This window comes from Pseudomonas sp. CH235 (genome assembly GCF_004368175.1).
GTDB lineage: Bacteria > Pseudomonadota > Gammaproteobacteria > Pseudomonadales > Pseudomonadaceae > Aquipseudomonas > Aquipseudomonas paraglycinae.
The window spans coordinates 286,465-303,890 of sequence record NZ_RRZJ01000004.1; the positions used below are offsets into that span (position 1 = coordinate 286,465).

14 protein-coding genes are annotated in these 17,426 nt (G+C 61.3%); 2 read left to right on the forward strand and 12 right to left on the reverse strand.

The genetic code is table 11. From position 1 onward, the window contains the following. Positions 1-124 precede the first annotated feature (124 nt). The 11 genes from acs to dksA form a co-directional block, all read right to left on the reverse strand. Complete coding sequence (gene acs / locus EIY71_RS06950; RefSeq protein ID WP_134021077.1) at positions 125-2,062, reverse strand: acetate--CoA ligase; 1,938 nt, start codon at positions 2,060-2,062, stop codon at positions 125-127. A 114-nt stretch (positions 2,063-2,176) separates the two neighbouring features. Next, complete coding sequence (gene pgi, locus EIY71_RS06955) at positions 2,177-3,841, reverse strand: glucose-6-phosphate isomerase (RefSeq protein WP_007959603.1); 1,665 nt, start codon at positions 3,839-3,841, stop codon at positions 2,177-2,179. Between the two features lie 349 nt (positions 3,842-4,190). Then, a complete protein-coding gene (panC, locus tag EIY71_RS06960; protein ID WP_085747743.1) occupies positions 4,191-5,051 on the reverse strand; it encodes a pantoate--beta-alanine ligase in 861 nt (286 codons plus the stop codon). Continuing rightward, the gene (panB, locus tag EIY71_RS06965) at positions 5,048-5,848 is read right to left on the reverse strand and encodes a 3-methyl-2-oxobutanoate hydroxymethyltransferase (RefSeq protein ID WP_102718631.1); all 801 of its coding nucleotides are present in this window, start codon (positions 5,846-5,848) and stop codon (positions 5,048-5,050) included. Before panB ends, panC begins: the two co-directional genes overlap by 4 nt. A 320-nt stretch (positions 5,849-6,168) precedes the next feature. Then, positions 6,169-6,654 (reverse strand): 2-amino-4-hydroxy-6-hydroxymethyldihydropteridine diphosphokinase, encoded by a 486-nt coding sequence (folK, locus tag EIY71_RS06970; protein WP_102686300.1) that lies wholly within the window; start codon positions 6,652-6,654, stop codon positions 6,169-6,171. A 3-nt stretch (positions 6,655-6,657) separates the two neighbouring features. Then, complete coding sequence (locus tag EIY71_RS06975) at positions 6,658-8,058, reverse strand: polynucleotide adenylyltransferase PcnB (protein WP_007959609.1); 1,401 nt, start codon at positions 8,056-8,058, stop codon at positions 6,658-6,660. A gap of 734 nt (positions 8,059-8,792) precedes the next feature. Beyond that, entirely contained in the window at positions 8,793-10,229 is a 1,437-nt protein-coding gene (locus EIY71_RS06980) for a sigma-54 dependent transcriptional regulator (protein ID WP_085747746.1), read from the reverse strand. Positions 10,230-10,251: 22 nt separating this feature from the next. Further along, the gene (locus EIY71_RS06985; protein WP_007959612.1) at positions 10,252-13,206 is read right to left on the reverse strand and encodes a sensor histidine kinase; all 2,955 of its coding nucleotides are present in this window, start codon (positions 13,204-13,206) and stop codon (positions 10,252-10,254) included. Beyond that, positions 13,190-13,366, reverse strand: coding sequence for a hypothetical protein (locus tag EIY71_RS06990; protein WP_003176118.1), 177 nt, complete (start codon positions 13,364-13,366; stop codon positions 13,190-13,192). Before EIY71_RS06990 ends, EIY71_RS06985 begins: the two co-directional genes overlap by 17 nt. A gap of 77 nt (positions 13,367-13,443) precedes the next feature. After that, positions 13,444-14,340 carry a tRNA glutamyl-Q(34) synthetase GluQRS gene (gene gluQRS / locus EIY71_RS06995; protein ID WP_085747747.1) on the reverse strand — a complete coding sequence of 299 codons (897 nt, stop codon included), beginning with the start codon at positions 14,338-14,340 and terminating at the stop codon, positions 13,444-13,446. An 83-nt stretch (positions 14,341-14,423) separates the two neighbouring features. Further along, a complete protein-coding gene (gene dksA, locus EIY71_RS07000; protein ID WP_039771633.1) occupies positions 14,424-14,867 on the reverse strand; it encodes an RNA polymerase-binding protein DksA in 444 nt (147 codons plus the stop codon). A gap of 334 nt (positions 14,868-15,201) precedes the next feature. Between dksA and EIY71_RS07005 the strand changes: the two genes are divergently transcribed. Beyond that, positions 15,202-16,374, forward strand: a complete 1,173-nt coding sequence (locus EIY71_RS07005) for a pyridoxal phosphate-dependent aminotransferase (protein WP_085747748.1) — start codon at positions 15,202-15,204, stop codon at positions 16,372-16,374. Further along, a complete protein-coding gene (gene sfsA / locus EIY71_RS07010; RefSeq protein ID WP_102686298.1) occupies positions 16,374-17,087 on the forward strand; it encodes a DNA/RNA nuclease SfsA in 714 nt (237 codons plus the stop codon). Before EIY71_RS07005 ends, sfsA begins: the two co-directional genes overlap by 1 nt. Here sfsA and EIY71_RS07015 read toward each other — a convergent pair. Then, positions 17,084-17,401: a Rieske (2Fe-2S) protein gene (locus EIY71_RS07015; RefSeq protein ID WP_085747750.1), complete on the reverse strand. Its 318-nt coding sequence runs from the start codon at positions 17,399-17,401 to the stop codon at positions 17,084-17,086. The two genes, sfsA and EIY71_RS07015, sit on opposite strands and share 4 nt — an antisense overlap. Positions 17,402-17,426 lie beyond the last annotated feature (25 nt).

The window sequence follows — 17,426 nt, forward strand, 5'->3', positions numbered from 1 at the left end:
ATCGGGGCGCGGGAGTTTAGCAGTTTGGCAGGCAATCGAGGGGTTCCCATCGCGAGCAGGCTCGCTCCCACAGACGATCATAAGTCCTTGTGGGAGCGAGCCTGCTCGCGATGCTTTTGCGGCCTTACTGGTTCAGGCGTTTATCGATCAAGCCCTGCACCACGCTCGGATCCGCCAGAGTCGAAGTGTCGCCAAGGCTGTCGAGTTCGTTGCAGGCGATCTTGCGCAGGATCCGCCGCATGATCTTGCCCGAGCGGGTCTTCGGCAGGGCCGGGGCCCACTGGATCAGGTCCGGTTTGGCGAAGCTGCCGATTTCCTTGCTGACGTGGGCCAGCAGTTCTTTCTTCAGCTCATCGTTGGGTTCGGTGCCATTCATCGGTGTGACGAACGCATAAATCCCCTGACCTTTGACGTCGTGGGGATAACCGACCACGGCGGCCTCTGCAATGCTGTCGTGCAGCACCAACGCACTTTCCACCTCGGCGGTACCGATGCGATGGCCGGAGACATTGATCACGTCATCGATGCGCCCGGTGATCCAGTAATCGCCGTCCTCGTCGCGGCGGGCGCCGTCGCCGGTGAAGTAGTAACCGGGATAGGGCTTGAAGTAGGTGTCGACCATGCGCTGCGGATCGCCGTAGACGCTGCGAATCTGCGCCGGCCAGCTCGACTTGATCGCCAGCACGCCACTGCCGGCGCCCTTGATCTCCTTGCCGTGCTCATCGAGCAGCACCGGTTGCACGCCGAACATCGGCTGGGTGGCGCAGCCCGGTTTGATCCGCTGGGCGCTGACCAGCGGGCTGAGCATGATGCCGCCGGTTTCGGTCTGCCACCACGTATCGACAATCGGGCAGCGCTGTTCGCCTACGACGTTGAAATACCATTCCCACGCTTCCGGGTTGATCGGCTCACCGACACTGCCGAGCAATCTGAGGCTTTGTCGCGACGTTTCCTGCAAGGGCCCGGCGCCTTCACGCATCAATGCGCGCAGGGCGGTGGGGGCGGTGTAGAAGATGTTGACCTTGTGTTTGTCGATCACCTGCCAGAACCGCGAAGTACTCGGGTAGCTCGGCACGCCTTCGAAGATCAGTGTGGTGGCGCCGTTGGCCAGCGGGCCGTAGACGATATAGCTGTGGCCGGTAACCCAGCCGACGTCGGCGGTGCACCAGAACACTTCGCCGTCGCGGTAGTCGAGCACGTACTTGAAGGTCATCGCCGCTTGCAGCAGGTAACCGCCGGTGGTGTGCAGCACGCCTTTGGGTTTGCCGGTGCTGCCGGAGGTGTAGAGGATGAACAGCGGGTCTTCGGCGTCCATCGGTTCCGGCGGGCATTCGTCGCTGACGTCGCGCACGGCCCGGTGATACCAGAGGTCGCGGCCTTCGACCCAGTCGACTTTGTTCTGGGTGCGCTCGACCACCACGACGGTGCTGACATTCGGGCAACTCTGCAGAGCCTTGTCGACGTTCTGTTTCAGCGGCACGAATTTGCCACCGCGCACGCCCTCGTCGGCGGTGATCACCGTGCGGCAGTCGGCGTCGAGAATGCGGTCGCGCAATGAGTCCGGGGAGAACCCGCCAAACACCACCGAATGAATCGCGCCGATCCGCGCGCAGGCGAGCATGGCGTAGGCCGCTTCGGGGATCATCGGCATGTAGATGCACACCCGGTCGCCTTTTTTCACGCCACGGCTTTTCAGCACGTTGGCCAGGCGGCAGACGTGGTGATGGAGTTTGCTGTAGGTGATTTGCGTCGATTCGGCAGGGTCGTCGCCTTCCCAGAGGATGGCAGTCTGATCGCCGCGCTTTTCCAGATGGCGGTCGATGCAGTTGTAGCTGACGTTCAGCTTGCCACCGGCAAACCAGGCGGCTTGGCCGGTCTTCAGGTCATAGCGCTGGACGGTCTGCCACGGCGTGCTCCAGTCGAGGAAGCGGGTGGCCTGTTCGGCCCAGAAGGTGCTGGGGTGTTCAATGGATTCGCGGTACAGGCGCTGGTAGTCGTCCTGACTCAACTGTGCAGCCCGGCGGACGGCATCGGCTTTGGGGAACGTGCTGATATCGAACATGACGGTTCCTTATTCTTGTTGTGCGACAAGGATAAAGATGCGCCGAGAGCGGTGAGGGTTCAATACCTGTGAACAAACACCCCCTCATGGCGAGGGGGTGTGTTCAGGGCGGGATCAGCCGCGGTGACGGCCGCGGAAGTAGTTGATCAGGCCTTGGGTGGACGGGTCCTCAGCGGCGGTTTCTTCGCTGCCGACCAGGCGATTGTAGACGCCTTTGCCCAGTTCCTTGCCCAGCTCCACGCCCCACTGGTCGAAGGCGTTGATGCCCCAGACCACGCTTTGCACGAAGACTTTGTGTTCGTACATCGCCACCAGTGCGCCGAGACGACGCGGGCTGATGCGCTCGACCACCAGGGTGTTGCTCGGACGGTTGCCCGGGATCACCTTGTGTGGTGCGAGTTTCTGCACCTGGTCTTCGCTCATGCCCTTGTCGCGCAGTTCCGCTTCGGCTTCCGGCAGGGTCTTGCCGAGCATCAGCGCCTGGCTCTGCGACAGGCAGTTGGCGTACAGCCACTGATGGTGGTCGGAGACCGGGTTGAAGCTGACGATCGGCACGATGAAGTCGGCCGGGATCAGTTGGGTCCCTTGGTGCAGCAACTGGTGATAAGCGTGCTGACCGTTGCAACCGACGCCGCCCCAGATCACCGGGCCAGTGTCGGTCGACACCGGGGTGCCGTCCTGACGCACGCTCTTGCCGTTGGATTCCATGTCCAGCTGTTGCAAGTGCTTGGTGATGTTACGCAGGTAGTGGTCGTACGGCAGGATCGCGTGGCTTTGCGCGCCCCAGAAGTTGCCGTACCACACGCCGAGCAGGGCCAGCAGCACCGGCATGTTCTGTTCGAACGGCGCGCTCTGGAAATGCTGGTCCATGGTGTAGGCACCGGACAGCAGTTCCTTGAAGTTGGACATGCCGATGGCCAGCGCGATTGGCAGGCCGATGGCGGACCACAGCGAGTAACGACCGCCGACCCAGTCCCACATCGGGAAGATGTTTTCTTCGCGGATACCGAAGGCCACGGCGGCGGCATTGTTGCTCGATACGGCGATGAAGTGGCGATACAGCTCGGCTTCTGAACCACCCTGGGCCAGGTACCAGGCGCGTGCGGCCTGGGCATTTTTCAGGGTTTCTAGGGTGTTGAACGATTTCGACGAAACGATGAACAGCGTGGTCTCGGCGCGCAGTTTTTGCGTCAGCTCGTGGAACTCGCTGCCGTCGATGTTCGCCAGGTAATGGCAACGCACGCCTTTCTGGGCGTAGGACAGCAGGGCTTCGGAGACCAGCTCGGGGCCGAGGAACGAGCCGCCGATGCCGATGTTCACCACGTCGGTGATCGGCTTCTCGGTGTAACCGCGCCACAGACCGTCGTGGATGCGGCCCACGAGATCGGTGATCTGGTTCAGCACCTTGTGTACTTCAGGCATCACGTTGACACCGTTGACCGACAGCTTGTCGCCGACAGGGCGACGCAGGGCGGTGTGCAGCGCCGGGCGGCCTTCGGAGGAGTTGACGATTTCGCCGTCGAACAGCGCCTTGATCGCGCCCTTGAGATCGACTTCGTTGGCCAGACCCACCAGCAGGTTGCGGGTCTCGGCGTTGATCAGATTCTTCGAATAGTCGAGAAACAGTCCGCAGCTGCTGAGGGTGAACTGATTGAAGCGCTGCGGATCGGCGTTGAAGGCTTCGCGCATGCTGAAATCCTGCATGGCTTGGCGGTGATCTTTCAACGCTTGCCAGGCAGGCAGAGCGGTAACGTCATGAGGAGTGCGGTAGTACGCCATCGCTGCGGTTTTCCTTTTTACTTGAACGGCCTTTTGAACTCTGAAAAGACCTCCCCGCCATGTTTGGGCGAGGGGGCAACTGCGTCGACACGATTACTTTGGCGCAGGGCGAATACAGTAAACCCAGCGCCGCGATCTGTCTTGGCTTTGTCTGACCTGTTTTCGGTACTTTTTTAACATTGATAACAGACGGGGCCGACAGACGGCGAGTAATGCGAGCAAGTCCCTGCTTATCGCGTGGCGTCGAACGGCAGGAAGTTTGCCCGATGGGCAGGTGCTCAGCAATACGGTCTGGAAGTGCGTGCAAACGCTGTGGGAGCGGGGTTGCTCCCACAGCGTTTGCCGGTGTTCAGGCGGGGGTATCGAGATTCAGGTGCAGGTTGTCGATCAACCGGGTGGTGCCGAGGAAAGCCGCGACCAGAATCACCAGATCACGATCGTCCGCCGTTGCCGGGCGCAGGGTCAGGGCGTGGCGGATCTCCAGATAATCCGGGCGCAGGCCGGCGGCTTCCAGTTGCTGGCGTTGCGCCTGGATCAGGGCAGGGAAGTCGCGTTCACCTTGCTTGATCGACTCGGCAATGCTGCTCAGGGTGCGATAGACCACCGGCGCCACAGCGCGCTGTTCTTCACTGAGGAAACCGTTGCGCGACGACAGCGCCAGACCGTCGGCGGCGCGTACGGTCGGCTCGCCAATGATCTGGATCGGCATGTTCAGGTCATGCACCAGCGCGCGGATTACCGCCAGTTGCTGGAAGTCTTTCTGGCCGAAGATCGCCAGGTCCGGCTGGACCATGTTGAACAGCTTGCTGACCACCGTCGCCACGCCTTCGAAGTGCCCCGGACGGCTGGCGCCGCACAGGCCTTCGGACAGTTGCGGCACGCTGACCCGGGTCTGCCCGGCCATGCCGTCGGGGTACATTTCCTCGACGGTCGGGGCGAACAGCAGATCGCAGCCGGCTTCCAGCAGTTTTTCCTGATCCGCCGCCAAGGTGCGCGGGTATTTGTCGAGGTCTTCGCCGGCGCCGAACTGCAGCGGGTTGACGAAAATGCTCGCGACCACGAAGTCCACGCGCTGGGTGGCCTTGGTGATCAGGGCAATGTGGCCGCTGTGCAGGTTGCCCATGGTCGGCACGAAGCCGATGCGCTTGCCTTCACTGCGGGCGCGCGCCACGGCGGCGCGCAGTTCACGTACGGTTTTGACGGTGTTCATGCAGAGAATCCGTGTTCGATCCCGGGGAAAGTGGTGGCTTTGACTTCACTGACGTAAGCCTTCAGCGCGGACTGGATGCTGTCCTGACCCTGCATGAAGTTCTTCACGAATTTCGGCACACGGCCGCTGATCGACAGGCCGAGCATGTCGTGCAGCACCAAGACCTGACCGTCGGTATTCGAACCGGCGCCAATGCCAATCACCGGGATTTTCACGGCCTGGCTGATTTCAGCCGCCAGTTCGCTCGGCACGCATTCGAGCAGCAGCATGGCTGCACCGGCCTGTTCCAGCGAGATCGCGTCGGCGCGCATCTGGCGTGCCTGGTTCTCGTTGCGACCTTGCACTTTATAACCACCGAGAATGTTCACGGCTTGCGGGGTCAGGCCCATGTGGGCGCAGACCGGCACACCGCGTTCGGCCAGCAGGCGGATCGAATCCGCCAGCCACAAGGCGCCTTCGACCTTGACCATGTGCGCGCCGGCCTGCATCAGCAGGGCGCTGTTGGTCATGGTTTGCTCGAGGGTGGCGTTGGCCATGAACGGCAGGTCGGCCAGGATCAAGGCATCAGAGTTGCCGCGTTTGACGCTGGCAACGTGGTAGGCCATTTCTGCGGTGGTCACGGGCAGGGTGCTGTCGTGACCCTGCAGGACCATGCCGAGGGAGTCGCCCACCAGCAGCACTTCGACACCGGCCTCGTTGCAGGCGTGGGCGAAGGTCGCGTCATAGCAGGTCAGCATGGTGATCTTTTCACCTTTCTGCTTGAGGCTCTGGAGCGTGGTCAGGGTGATGGCTGGCATGTAAGAAATCCTCGTTCAGGCGCTTTGGAAACTACTGCGAGTAACGCGCGTGATTCGTCATCTATTCAGGCGCACGCTCTTTTGTCGTGCTTATAAGGCCTGGATTGCGCCCTTGTATGCCGGGTTGGCGGCAGCGGGACGCCTATAGTCGTGATGAGGCCTCAGGAAGTCAATTGCATGTGTTACCGCATTGTTACGAGGGGAGTGTTACCGGCGTTACTGATGCGATTCAGCGGGCCGGCGGGCCTGATCTGCGGGGTTTTTGTCCTACAAGAACGCAAAATGCGGGAGCCGGTTGCCTCCCGCATCAGCGGTTTGTGTCAGGCGTGGGAGAGGCGTTCGAGGCCGACGAACGGGCAGGCTGCGAGAAGATCGGCAAGGGTGCGGCCATCAGCCAGACGCAGATCTTCGGGCGCCAGTTCGGCCAGGGGATAGAGAACGAACGCGCGTTCCTGCATGTGGTAATGCGGGACTTTCAGGCGCGGCTCGTCGATCAGGCGATCACCGAACAGCAGAATGTCCAGATCCAGCGTGCGTGGGCCCCAGCGCTCAAGGCGTTCGCGGCCCTGATCGTTTTCGATCGCCTGCAAGGCATCGAGCAGATCAAGCGGGGCGAGCGCGCTGTCGAGCGCGGCAACCGCGTTGGTGTAACGCGGTTGGCCCGGCAGCAGCGAGTCGCTTTGGTAGAAGGCAGATACGCCGACCAGTTCGGTCTCGGGCAATTGCCCCAGCGCGTCGACCGCGCTGCGCAGTTGTTCGGCCGGGTCAGCCAGGTTGCTGCCCATGCCGATGTAGATGCGTTCCATGCCTTATTCGCCCGTGGCGCTCGGTGCGCCGGCGCGTTTGCGTTTGGAGCCGCTGCTGCGGCGACGCTTGCGCGGTGCGCCACTGGCGTCATCACCCTTGCCACTGAGGTCGCGGATCATGTCGCGACGTTCGCTGTCGTTGGCGTCCTGATAATCGGTCCACCATTCACCCAGGCCATCGGTCTGCTCGCCAGCGCTTTCACGCAGCAGGAGGAAGTCGTAGCCGGCGCGGAAGCGCGGATTGTCCAGCAGCAGGTCGGCGCGTTTGCCGCTGCGGCGTGGCAGGCGTTCCTGCATGTCCCAGATCTCGCGGATCGGCATGGTGAAGCGTTTTGGAATCGCGATGCGCTGGCACTGTTCGGCGATCAGTTCGTGAGCGCCTTCCTGCATGGCTGGAATTGGCGGCATGCCGCGCTCTTGCAGACGTAGCACTCGGGCCGGCAGGGCAGGCCACAGCAGGGCAGCAAACAGGAACGCCGGGGTTACCGGTTTGTTCTGCTTGATCCGCAGGTCGGTGTTGGTCAGTGCTTCGCTGATCAGCGTGTGGGTATATTCCGGGTTGTGTTCCAGCGCATCGGCACTGGCCGGGAACAGCGGCGCGAACAGTTGCAGGTCGACCAGCATCTCGAACGTGATCGCGCCATGACCGGAGAGGAACAGCTTGAGCACTTCCTCGAACAGGCGGGCCGACGGAATCTCGCGCAGCATCGGCGCCAGTTCGCGAATCGGCTGGACGGTGTGCTTCTCGATACCGAAATTGAGCTTGGCGGCGAAACGCACGGCCCGCAGCATCCGCACCGGGTCTTCCTGGTAGCGTTGCTTCGGGTCGCCGATCAGACGGATCAGGTGATTGCGGATGTCGTGTACGCCGTTGGCGTAGTCGAGGATGCGCTCGCTGACCGGATCGTAATACAGGGCGTTGATGGTGAAGTCGCGGCGTTGCGCGTCTTCTTCCAGGGTGCCGTAAACGTTGTCACGCAGAATACGCCCGCTCTCGTTGCGCGAAGACTGGTTGCTGTCTTCGTCGTCTTCGTTTTGCGGGTGATTGGCGCGGAAGGTCGCGACTTCAATGATTTCGCGACCGAAATGGATGTGTACCAGCTTGAACCGGCGGCCGATGATCCGCGCATTGCGGAATTCGGCGCGAACCTGCTCGGGGGTGGCGCTGGTGGCGACGTCGAAGTCTTTGGGCGTGATGCCCAGCAGCATGTCTCGCACGCAACCGCCAACCAGGTAGGCCTGGTAGCCGGCGCCCTGCAGACGTTCGACGATGTTGACCGCGTAACGGCTGAATTGCGCCTTCTGCAGCGAGTGTTGGCCGCTGTTGAGGACTTCAGGCGTGCTACGGATGTGTTGCGTACGACGCAGGGGAGTTCGGAATGACTGGAACAGCTTCTTCAGCATGGGATGCACTGTTTGAAGGAATGTTCGGCCATACCAGAGAATGACCGCATGATGGGCCGGGATTCTAGCATTTAGTCGAGGGATGGTGTAGGACGCTGCCGTTTTGCGCTGCAAGCCGCAGGCTAGAGGGGGTGGAGATGCGTCAGAAGGGGGGATTTTCCAGAAAGGAGAAACTACAAGGGGAGCCGAAGCTCCCCAAGAAGTAGTTGCGTGCTCTTTTTATTATTGATTCGGGCTTCTTGTTTTTGTTGAGTGCCCTCGCCATGAAGCTTTTCCTTCATGACCCTCCCAATCGGGAGCCAAGAGCAAACGGATTGCTTTGGTCGCTGTGTTGCAGTGATCTTGCGATCCAACCAGTACAGGCTCTGTCTTAAGACAGTTTTTGTTGTTCTCGGCCTGGTCGTGGGGATAGCCCCAAATACAACGCCTCTCCAAAAGAATCAGTTAGCTGCGCCTCTCGCCGTCTTGTTTTTATTGTGCGTGAGTCGATTCGTCTTATTTTTATTGTCTTGTGCATTGCTTGTTATTGTTCTTGTACCAAACATATAGCAGGTGCCGTGCCAACTTTTGCGAAACCCAATAAAACAAGGGGTTAGGTCGATATAACCGTTTTCGCAGGGCGAAAAAAAGCCGGGGTTTCGTTACCGATAACCCCGGCTTCTGTTACGTGAAAAGACTGAGGTAACAGTTTTTTCACCTCTTCAACGGTAACCCGCACACTCGACAGGTAACGTTCAGCTCTCGCTGGCGACCCCGGTCTTGCGCCGTGGAATGCCCAGACGCTGACGGCGTTCCCACAGGCATTTGCGGCTGACGCCCAGTTTGCGCGCCAGTTCGGTCTCGGTCATGTGGTCCTGATGCTCGAGTACGAAATGCTGGAAGTAGTCTTCCAGTGACAGGTCTTCGGTCGGCTCGTGGCTGCTGTTGCTGGCGTTACCGGCCGTTTGCGCCGGCAGGCCGATGAATTCGTCGTCCTCCAGATCGCCCAGCTCGATGTCGATACCCAGCAGGTCGGCAGAGATTTCCGGGCTTTCGCTCAGAATCACCGCGCGCTCGACGGCGTTTTCCAGCTCCCGCACGTTACCCGGCCAGGAATAGTGCCGGATCGCCTGTTCGGCATCGGCGGCAAATTTCAGGTCGGTGCGGTTGATGCGGGCGCTCTGACGAGCGAGAAACGCATTGGCGATTTCGTTGACGTCGGCGCCACGCTCGCGCAGGGCCGGCAGTTTCAATGCGATCACGTGGAGGCGGTAGTACAAGTCTTCACGGAACTGGCCGATTTTCGCCAGGCTCTTGAGGTCCCGGTGGGTCGCGGCGATCAACCGGACATCGACTTTCTGCGACTGCACCGAGCCAACCCGGCGAATCTCGCCTTCCTGCAATACGCGCAGCAAACGAGCCTGGGCTTCGAGTGGCAGTTCGCCGATCTCGTCGAGGAACAGCGTGCCGCCGTCCGCCGCTTCCACCAGACCGGCGCGACCGGCGCTGGCGCCAGTGAACGCACCTTTCTCGTGGCCGAACAGTTCGGACTCGATCAGGCTTTCCGGGATGGCGGCGCAGTTCACCGAGATCATCGGCGCCTTGGCGCGTTTCGACAGGTTGTGCAGGGCGCGGGCCACCAGTTCTTTACCGGTACCGGACTCGCCCTGGATCAGCACGTTGGAATCGGTCGGGGCGACTTTACGGATCTTGCCGTAAAGATCCTGCATCGGCGGACACGAGCCGATGATGCCGATTTCGCCATTGCTGTTATCGATCGCGGATTTGCCGCTGCCATTGGCCGATTTGGCGGGAGCTGCTTCGCCGACGGCAGGCGCCGACTGGCGATCGCGCAGGATCCGCGCGACAGCCTGAAGCATTTCATCGTGGTCGAAAGGCTTGGCGATGTAATCCACCGCGCCCATCTTCATCGAGTCGACCGCCGAGCGCAGGCTGGCGTAGCTGGTCATGATCAGCACCGGTGTGCCCTGGCCGAGCTTGATCAGCTCGGTACCCGGAGCGCCCGGCAGACGCAGGTCGCTGACGATCAGATCGAATGTGGGAATACTGAAGCGTTCTTGTGCTTCCTGCACTGAACCGGCTTCGCTGACCTGGTACTGGTTGCGTTCCAGCAGGCGGCGCAAGGCGGAGCGGATAATGGTTTCGTCTTCGACGATCAAAATGTGCGGCATTGATTCGATACTCTCGACGGTCTCAGTTCACAGCGGACGTCGCTTCGACATGGCGCGGCAATGTCACCCGGATACGGGTGCCGCGCTGGCTCTGAACATCAGCCGGGCTGTCGATGGTGATTTGTCCATAATGCTCTTCAACGATGGAATAGACCAGTGCAAGGCCCAGACCGGTGCCTTCGCCAGGATCCTTGGTGGTGAAGAAGGGTTCGAACAATCGGTCCATGATGCTCGACGGAATACCGCTGCCTTCGTCTTCGACGATCAGATCGACCGTGTGTTCGCCGGCTTCGCTCTTGACCCGCACCGCACTGCCGGCAGGCGAGGCGTCACGGGCGTTGGAGAGCAGATTGATCAAAACCTGGGCGAGCCGCTGCGGGTCGCCTTCGACCCAGTGATCGGGATCGCACAGGTTATAGAACTGGACTTCGAAATTGCGCCGGTTCAGGGCCAGCAGGCCGATGGCGTCCTGGGCCACTTCCGCCAGACAGACGGGCTCGTCGCTGTGCTGATGGCTGCCGGCGTGGGCGAAGCTCATCAACGACTGGACGATGCGTGACACGCGTTTGGTCTGTTCGAGGATCTGGCCGCTGATTTCCGTCAGCTCACCGTCCTCTTCGCGCTCTTCGCGCAGGTTTTGCGCGAGGCAGGCGATGCCGGTGATCGGGTTGCCGATTTCGTGGGCCACACCCGCTGCAAGTCGACCGATGCTGGCCAGACGCTCGGAATGCACCAGTTTGTCTTCGAGCATCTGGGTTTCGGTCAGGTCTTCCACCAGCAGCACTAGGCCGCTGTTGCCCGGTGCCAGCGGCTCGTCGATCGCCGCTTTGTGCAGGTTCAGCCAGCGGGTCTGGCCGTCGAGGGCCAGATGCTGTTTGTGCAAGTGTTCGTCGGGCAGGTGGATGAAGCCTTGCAGCAGATCTTTCCACGGATTGGCGATGGTGCTCAGGCGCGAGCCGACCACCCGTTGCGCGGCAATCCCGGTCAGTTCTTCCATGGCCTTGTTCCACATCAGGATCTCCTGATCCTTGGCCAGCGAGCAGACGCCCATCGGCAGTTCCTGCAGGGTCTGGCGGTGGTAACGGCGCAGGGCATCGAGTTCGGCGGCCAGCCCGGTCAGACGCGAGTGGTAATCCTCGAGGCGGCTTTCGATGAAATGGATGTCTTCGGTAACGTAGTTTTCGCCGCCAGCCTTGTACGGCAGGAAGGTTTCCACCATGTCCTGGGCGACGCTCGGGCCCATCAGGCCGGAGAGGTTGGCTTCGATCCGGTCGCGCAGGCGGCGCAAGGCATAAGGGCGGCGCTCGTCGAATGGCAGATAAAGGTCGCGCAGGGCCTGTTCGACTTCTTTCTGCGCAGCCTTGGCGCCCAGCGGTTTAGCCAGCTGCGTGGCGAATTCCTGCGGCGAGGCTGCGTGCAATTCGCGGCGCTGCGGGCGACGTACGTTGTCCACAGCGCAGGCTTCGGCGGCGCTGGCCTCTTCGGGGCTGGCATTGGTGAACAGCGAAATCAGCGTGAACATCAGGACGTTGGCCGCCAGCGAGGCGATGGCCGCCATGTGCCAACTGGTGTCGTCCAGCACGTAGATCATGTTCAGCAGCGGAATATAGAAACCCTGCAGATTGCCGACCAGCGGCAACAGCATGGTCACGACCCACACCACAATCCCTGCCAGCAGACCGGCGATGAACCCCCGACGATTGGCGGTCGGCCAGTACAGCACCGACAGCACACCTGGCAGGAATTGCAGGGTCGCAACGAAAGCGACGATGCCGAGGTTGGCCAGATCCTGCTCGGCGCCGAGCATCAGATAGAAGCAAAAGCCGGCCATGATGATTGCGACGATCAGCGCCCGGCGGGTCCATTTCAACCAGCGATAGATATTGCCCTCGGCCGGTGGCTGATAGAGCGGCAGCACCAGATGGTTCAGGGCCATGCCCGACAGCGCCAGCGTGGTGACGATGATCAGACCGCTGGCCGCCGACAGACCACCGACATACGCCAGCAACGCCAGCGACTTGCTGTTGGCGGCGATGCCGATGCCGAGGGTGAAGTATTCCGGATTGGTGGTGGCGCCGAGTTTCAGGCCGGCCCAGAGAATCAGCGGCACAGCCAGGCTCATCAACAGCAGGAACAGCGGCAGGCCCCAGCTCGCGCTGACCAGCGAGCGCGGGTTGAGGTTTTCGGTGAAGGTCATGTGATACATGTGCGGCATCACGATCGCCGAGGCGAAAAACACCAGCAGCAACGTGCGCCACGGGCCTTCCTGCAACGGGGTGTGCAGGGCGGCGAGGGCGGTCTGGTTCTGCAGCAGCCACAGTTCAAGTTGCTGCGGGCCGTCGAACACGCCGTATAGCGCGTAGAGGCCGACGCCGCCGAGGGCTGCCAGTTTGATCACCGATTCGAAGGCAATCGCGAATACCAGCCCTTCGTGCTTTTCACGGGTGGCGATATGACGGGAACCGAAGAAGATCGTGAACAGAATGATCAGCGCACAGAACGCCAGGGCCACGCGATTCTGCACCGGTTCGCCGGTGAGGATGCCGATGGAATCGGCCACGGCCTGGATCTGCAACGCCAGCAGCGGCAATACGCCGATCAGCATGAAAATCGTGGTCAGCGCACCGGCCCAGGTGCTGCGAAAGCGGAAGGCGAACAGGTCCGCCAGCGACGACAGTTGATAAGTGCGGGTGATCTTGAGGATCGGATACAGCAGCACCGGCGCCAGCAGAAACGCGCCGGAGACCCCGAGATAACTGGACAGAAAACCATAGCCGTACTGATAGGCCAGACCGACCGTGCCATAGAACGCCCACGCACTGGCGTAGACCCCCAGCGACAGGGTGTAGGTCAACGGATGGCGAATGATCGCCCGCGGGATCATGCCCCGTTCACTGATCCACGCCACACCGAACAACGCGGCCAGGTAGGCGGCGCTGATCAGCAGCATCTGGGTCAGGCTAAAGCTCATCGGCATCTTTTTGGCTCTGCAGGATGAAGGTCACGACAATCAGGATCAGCCAGAGCAGATAAGGGCGATACCAGGCGCCCGTAGCGTCGATCCACCAATCCATGATGGCGGGAGAAAACAGGTAGATCCCCACGACCAGAAGCAGGACCAAGCGATAGATGTACATCCCGGCCTCTCTTTTTTATGCGCGTGCCCGAAAACGTGCGGCGATGGTAACGGATGGGCGCGCCACTGCAAGTGTCGTCACAGCAGTTGCGCTTCGGGCAGGGTCAGTGTGCGCGGGATTTTCAAGGCATCCCAGTGGACGCTGCCCCAGTTCAACAGTTCTTGCGGCGTGGCGTGGGCCAGTTCGGGCCCCGGGTCTTGCCCCAGTGCGCGCAGGGCCCGCAGCAACAATGGCGTGGCCTGATCGGCTTCCAGTGGTGGCGAGCGATAGGACTTGCCGAGCTTGTTGCCGTCCGGCTGGGTAATCAGTGGCAGATGCAGATAGCGCGGTTGGCGCAGGCCCAGCAATTCCTGCAGGTAGAGCTGGCGCGGTGTGGAGTCGAGCAGATCGGCACCGCGCACGATGTCGGTGATGCCCTGCCAGGCGTCGTCCAGAACCACCGCCAGTTGGTAGGCGTAGAGGCCGTCGCGGCGGCGGATCACGAAATCTCCCACGTCACGGCCCAGATGCTGGCGGTATTCGCCCTGCACCCGGTCGATGAAGTGGTATTCCAACTCCGGCACGCGCAGGCGAATCGCCGCGTCTTCCTGGCCATGGCCGGCATTGCGGCACAGTCCCGGATAAATGCCGTGGTATGGCTCCAATTGTTTGCGCGAGCAGGTGCAGGCGTAGGCGAGGCCGTGATTGAACAGGCTGTCGAGCACTTGCGCGTAGGCCTCGTGCCGATCGCTCTGGCGAACCATCTCGCCGTCCCATTCGAAGCCATAGCTTTCCAGCGCCTTGAGAATCGCCGCTTGCGCGCCCGGCTCTTCCCGGGGCGGATCGAGATCCTCCATGCGCACCAGCCAGCGACCGCCCACCGAGCGTGCGTCCAGATAAGAGGCCAGGGCGGCAACCAGCGAACCGAAGTGCAGGTGCCCGCTGGGGGTCGGGGCAAAGCGGCCAATATAGGCGGGGGAGGTGTTGGCAGTCATGAGGGCGATGTTACTTGAGAGTCAAAAAACGGCAGAAACAAAAACGGAGCGTTCGCACGCTCCGTTTTTCGTTCAGGCCGGGATTATTTGCCGACCTGCTTTTCCTTGATTTCCGCCAGGTTCTTGCAGTCGACACACATGTCGGCTGTCGGACGGGCCTCGAGGCGCTTGACGCCGATCTCGATACCGCAGGAATCACACCAGCCGTACTCTTCGTCTTCGATCAACTGCAGGGTCTTGTCGATCTTCTTGATCAGTTTGCGCTCGCGGTCGCGGGCGCGCAGCTCGAGGGCGAACTCTTCTTCCTGACTGGCACGGTCGGCCGGATCAGGAAAGTTGGCCGCTTCGTCTTTCATGTGATCAACAGTGCGGTCGACTTCCTGCATCAAGTCGAGTTTCCACTTGGTCAGGATCTTGGTGAAATGCGCACGCATAGGCGCGCCCATGTACTCTTCGCCCTCTTTAGGGACGTAAGGTTCGAAACCGCTGAGTGTCTGACTTGCCTGTTGCTTTGCTTGGGTGGGCATGAAATGGACCGCCTCTACTCTTGTAATCCATTGCGCAGGATTGCTCCATCACCGACACCTGCCGGCCCTGCGGCTGCAAGCGGGCGAACTTACCAGATCAATTCGACCCGCGCTACTCCCGGATGTCGAGCGCGTGGCCGAGGGGACTTGCAAATGTTTGCCAAGCCATGTCCGGCGGTGCTGCAAACCTGCTCAATCACTGATTTTAGTCAATCCTGGAGCGTACGCGCGGGTCGTTACAGTCCAGTGTTCTTGTGGCTGTGACCGCTGCGGGTTCTCGCTCGTTCCGGCAGATGGGTAGAATCGTTTCTTTTCCCTCGTTGAAGGAAGGCCAATGGCTCAGCCCTACAGTGCGCGCAGTCGTGCGATCGAACCGTTCCATGTGATGGCGTTGCTGGCGCGGGCCAATGAATTGCAGGCCGCCGGCCACGACGTGATCCACCTGGAAATCGGCGAACCGGATTTCACCACCGCCGAGCCGATCATCCGCGCCGGCCAGCAAGCCCTGACAGCGGGGAAGACCCGCTACACCGCGGCCCGTGGCATTCCCGAGCTGCGCGAGGCGATTTCCGGTTTCTATCAAACGCGCTACGGCCTGAACATCGATCCTCGACGGATTCTCATCACGCCCGGCGGTTCCGGGGCGTTGCTGCTGGCCAGCGCGTTGCTGGTGGATCCGGGCAAGCACTGGCTGCTGGCCGACCCCGGCTATCCTTGCAACCGGCATTTTCTGCGACTGGTCGAAGGCGCGGCGCAGCTTGTGCCGGTGGGCCCGGACGTTCGCTATCAACTGACGCCGGACCTGGTGGCGCGCCACTGGGATCACGACAGCGTCGGTGCGTTGGTCGCCTCGCCGGCCAACCCGACCGGTACGATTCTGACCCGTGATGAACTGGCCGGTTTATCCACAGCCATCAAGGCGCGACACGGGCATCTGGTGGTGGACGAGATCTATCACGGCCTGACTTACGGCACCGACGCGGCCAGTGTGCTGGAGGTCGATGACAGCGCATTTGTCCTAAACAGTTTCTCCAAATATTTCGGCATGACCGGTTGGCGTCTCGGCTGGCTGGTGGCGCCGGATGCGGCGGTCAGTGAACTGGAAAAACTCGCGCAGAACCTCTACATCAGCGCGCCAAGCATGGCCCAGCATGCGGCGCTCGCCTGTTTCGAGCCGGACACCATCGCGATTCTCGAAGAGCGCCGCGCCGAATTCGGCCGTCGCCGTGACTTCCTGCTGCCGGCATTGCGGGAGCTGGGCTTCGACATTGCCGTAGAGCCGGAAGGCGCGTTCTATTTGTATGCCGATATCAGCCAGTTCGGCGGCGATGCCTTCGCGTTCTGCCGGCATTTCCTCGAAACCGAGCATGTAGCCTTCACGCCGGGGCTGGATTTCGGTCGCTATCAGGCCGGTCATCATGTGCGCTTTGCTTACACGCAAAACCTCCCACGCCTACAGGAAGCGGTAGAGCGTATCGCCCGTGGCTTGAAGAGCTGGCAAGGCTGATGCGCTTTCATCCTCCGCTCGAAGAAGGCCGGTTGATCCGGCGTTACAAGCGTTTTCTCGCCGATATCGAAACCGTTGGCGGCGAGTTGCTGACCATTCATTGCCCGAACACCGGCTCGATGCTCAATTGCCAGGTCGAGGGCGGGCAGGTCTGGTTCAGTCGCTCCACAGATCCGAAACGCAAACTGCCCGGTACTTGGGAAGTCGGTGAAACCCCGCAGGGCCGGCTGTTTTGCGTGAACACCGGACGCGCCAACGCACTGGTCGAAGATGCCTTGCAGGCCGGTGTCATCAGCGAATTGAGCGGGTTTACCGGGCTCAAACGTGAGGTGGCGTACGGGCAGGAAAAGAGCCGGATCGATTTTCGCCTCGACTACCCGACGGGCCCGGCGTATGTGGAAGTGAAAAGTGTCACGCTGGGTTTCGACGGCACGGCGGTCGCGGCATTTCCCGATGCAGTGACCGATCGCGGCGCCAAGCATTTGCGTGAGCTGGCGCATCTGGCCAGGGACGGGATTCGCGCGGTCCAGTTGTACTGCGTCAATCTCTCCGGCATTGAAGCAGTGCGTCCGGCCGAGGAAATCGACTCGGCCTACGCCGCTGCGCTGCGCGAGGCGGTGGCGTGCGGGGTCGAAGTCCTGGCGTACGGCGTGCGTTTGAGCCATGAAGAGATGGTGATCGACCGGCGCCTGGACGTGCTGCTCAACGGTTAAACATCGATCCACAGCCCTTGCGCGTCTTCACGGCAAGGGATGGCCGTCAGCGATTGCCCGGCGCACGGGCCGGCGACGCATTCACCGTCTTCGATCAGAAACAGTGCGCCGTGGGTGGCGCACTGGATCAGGCTGTTGCTTGGGTCGAGAAACTGGTCGGGCTGCCATTCCAGTCCGACGCCCCGATGCGGGCAGCGATTGAGGTAGACATAAGCCTGCCCCGCGCGGCGCACGGCGAACAGTTTTTTCCCGTCGATATCGAAACCGCGACTGCCGTCCTCAACCAGATCGGCACCCGCGCAAAGAAACTTCATGGCTATCCTCAAATGTCGGCTCGTG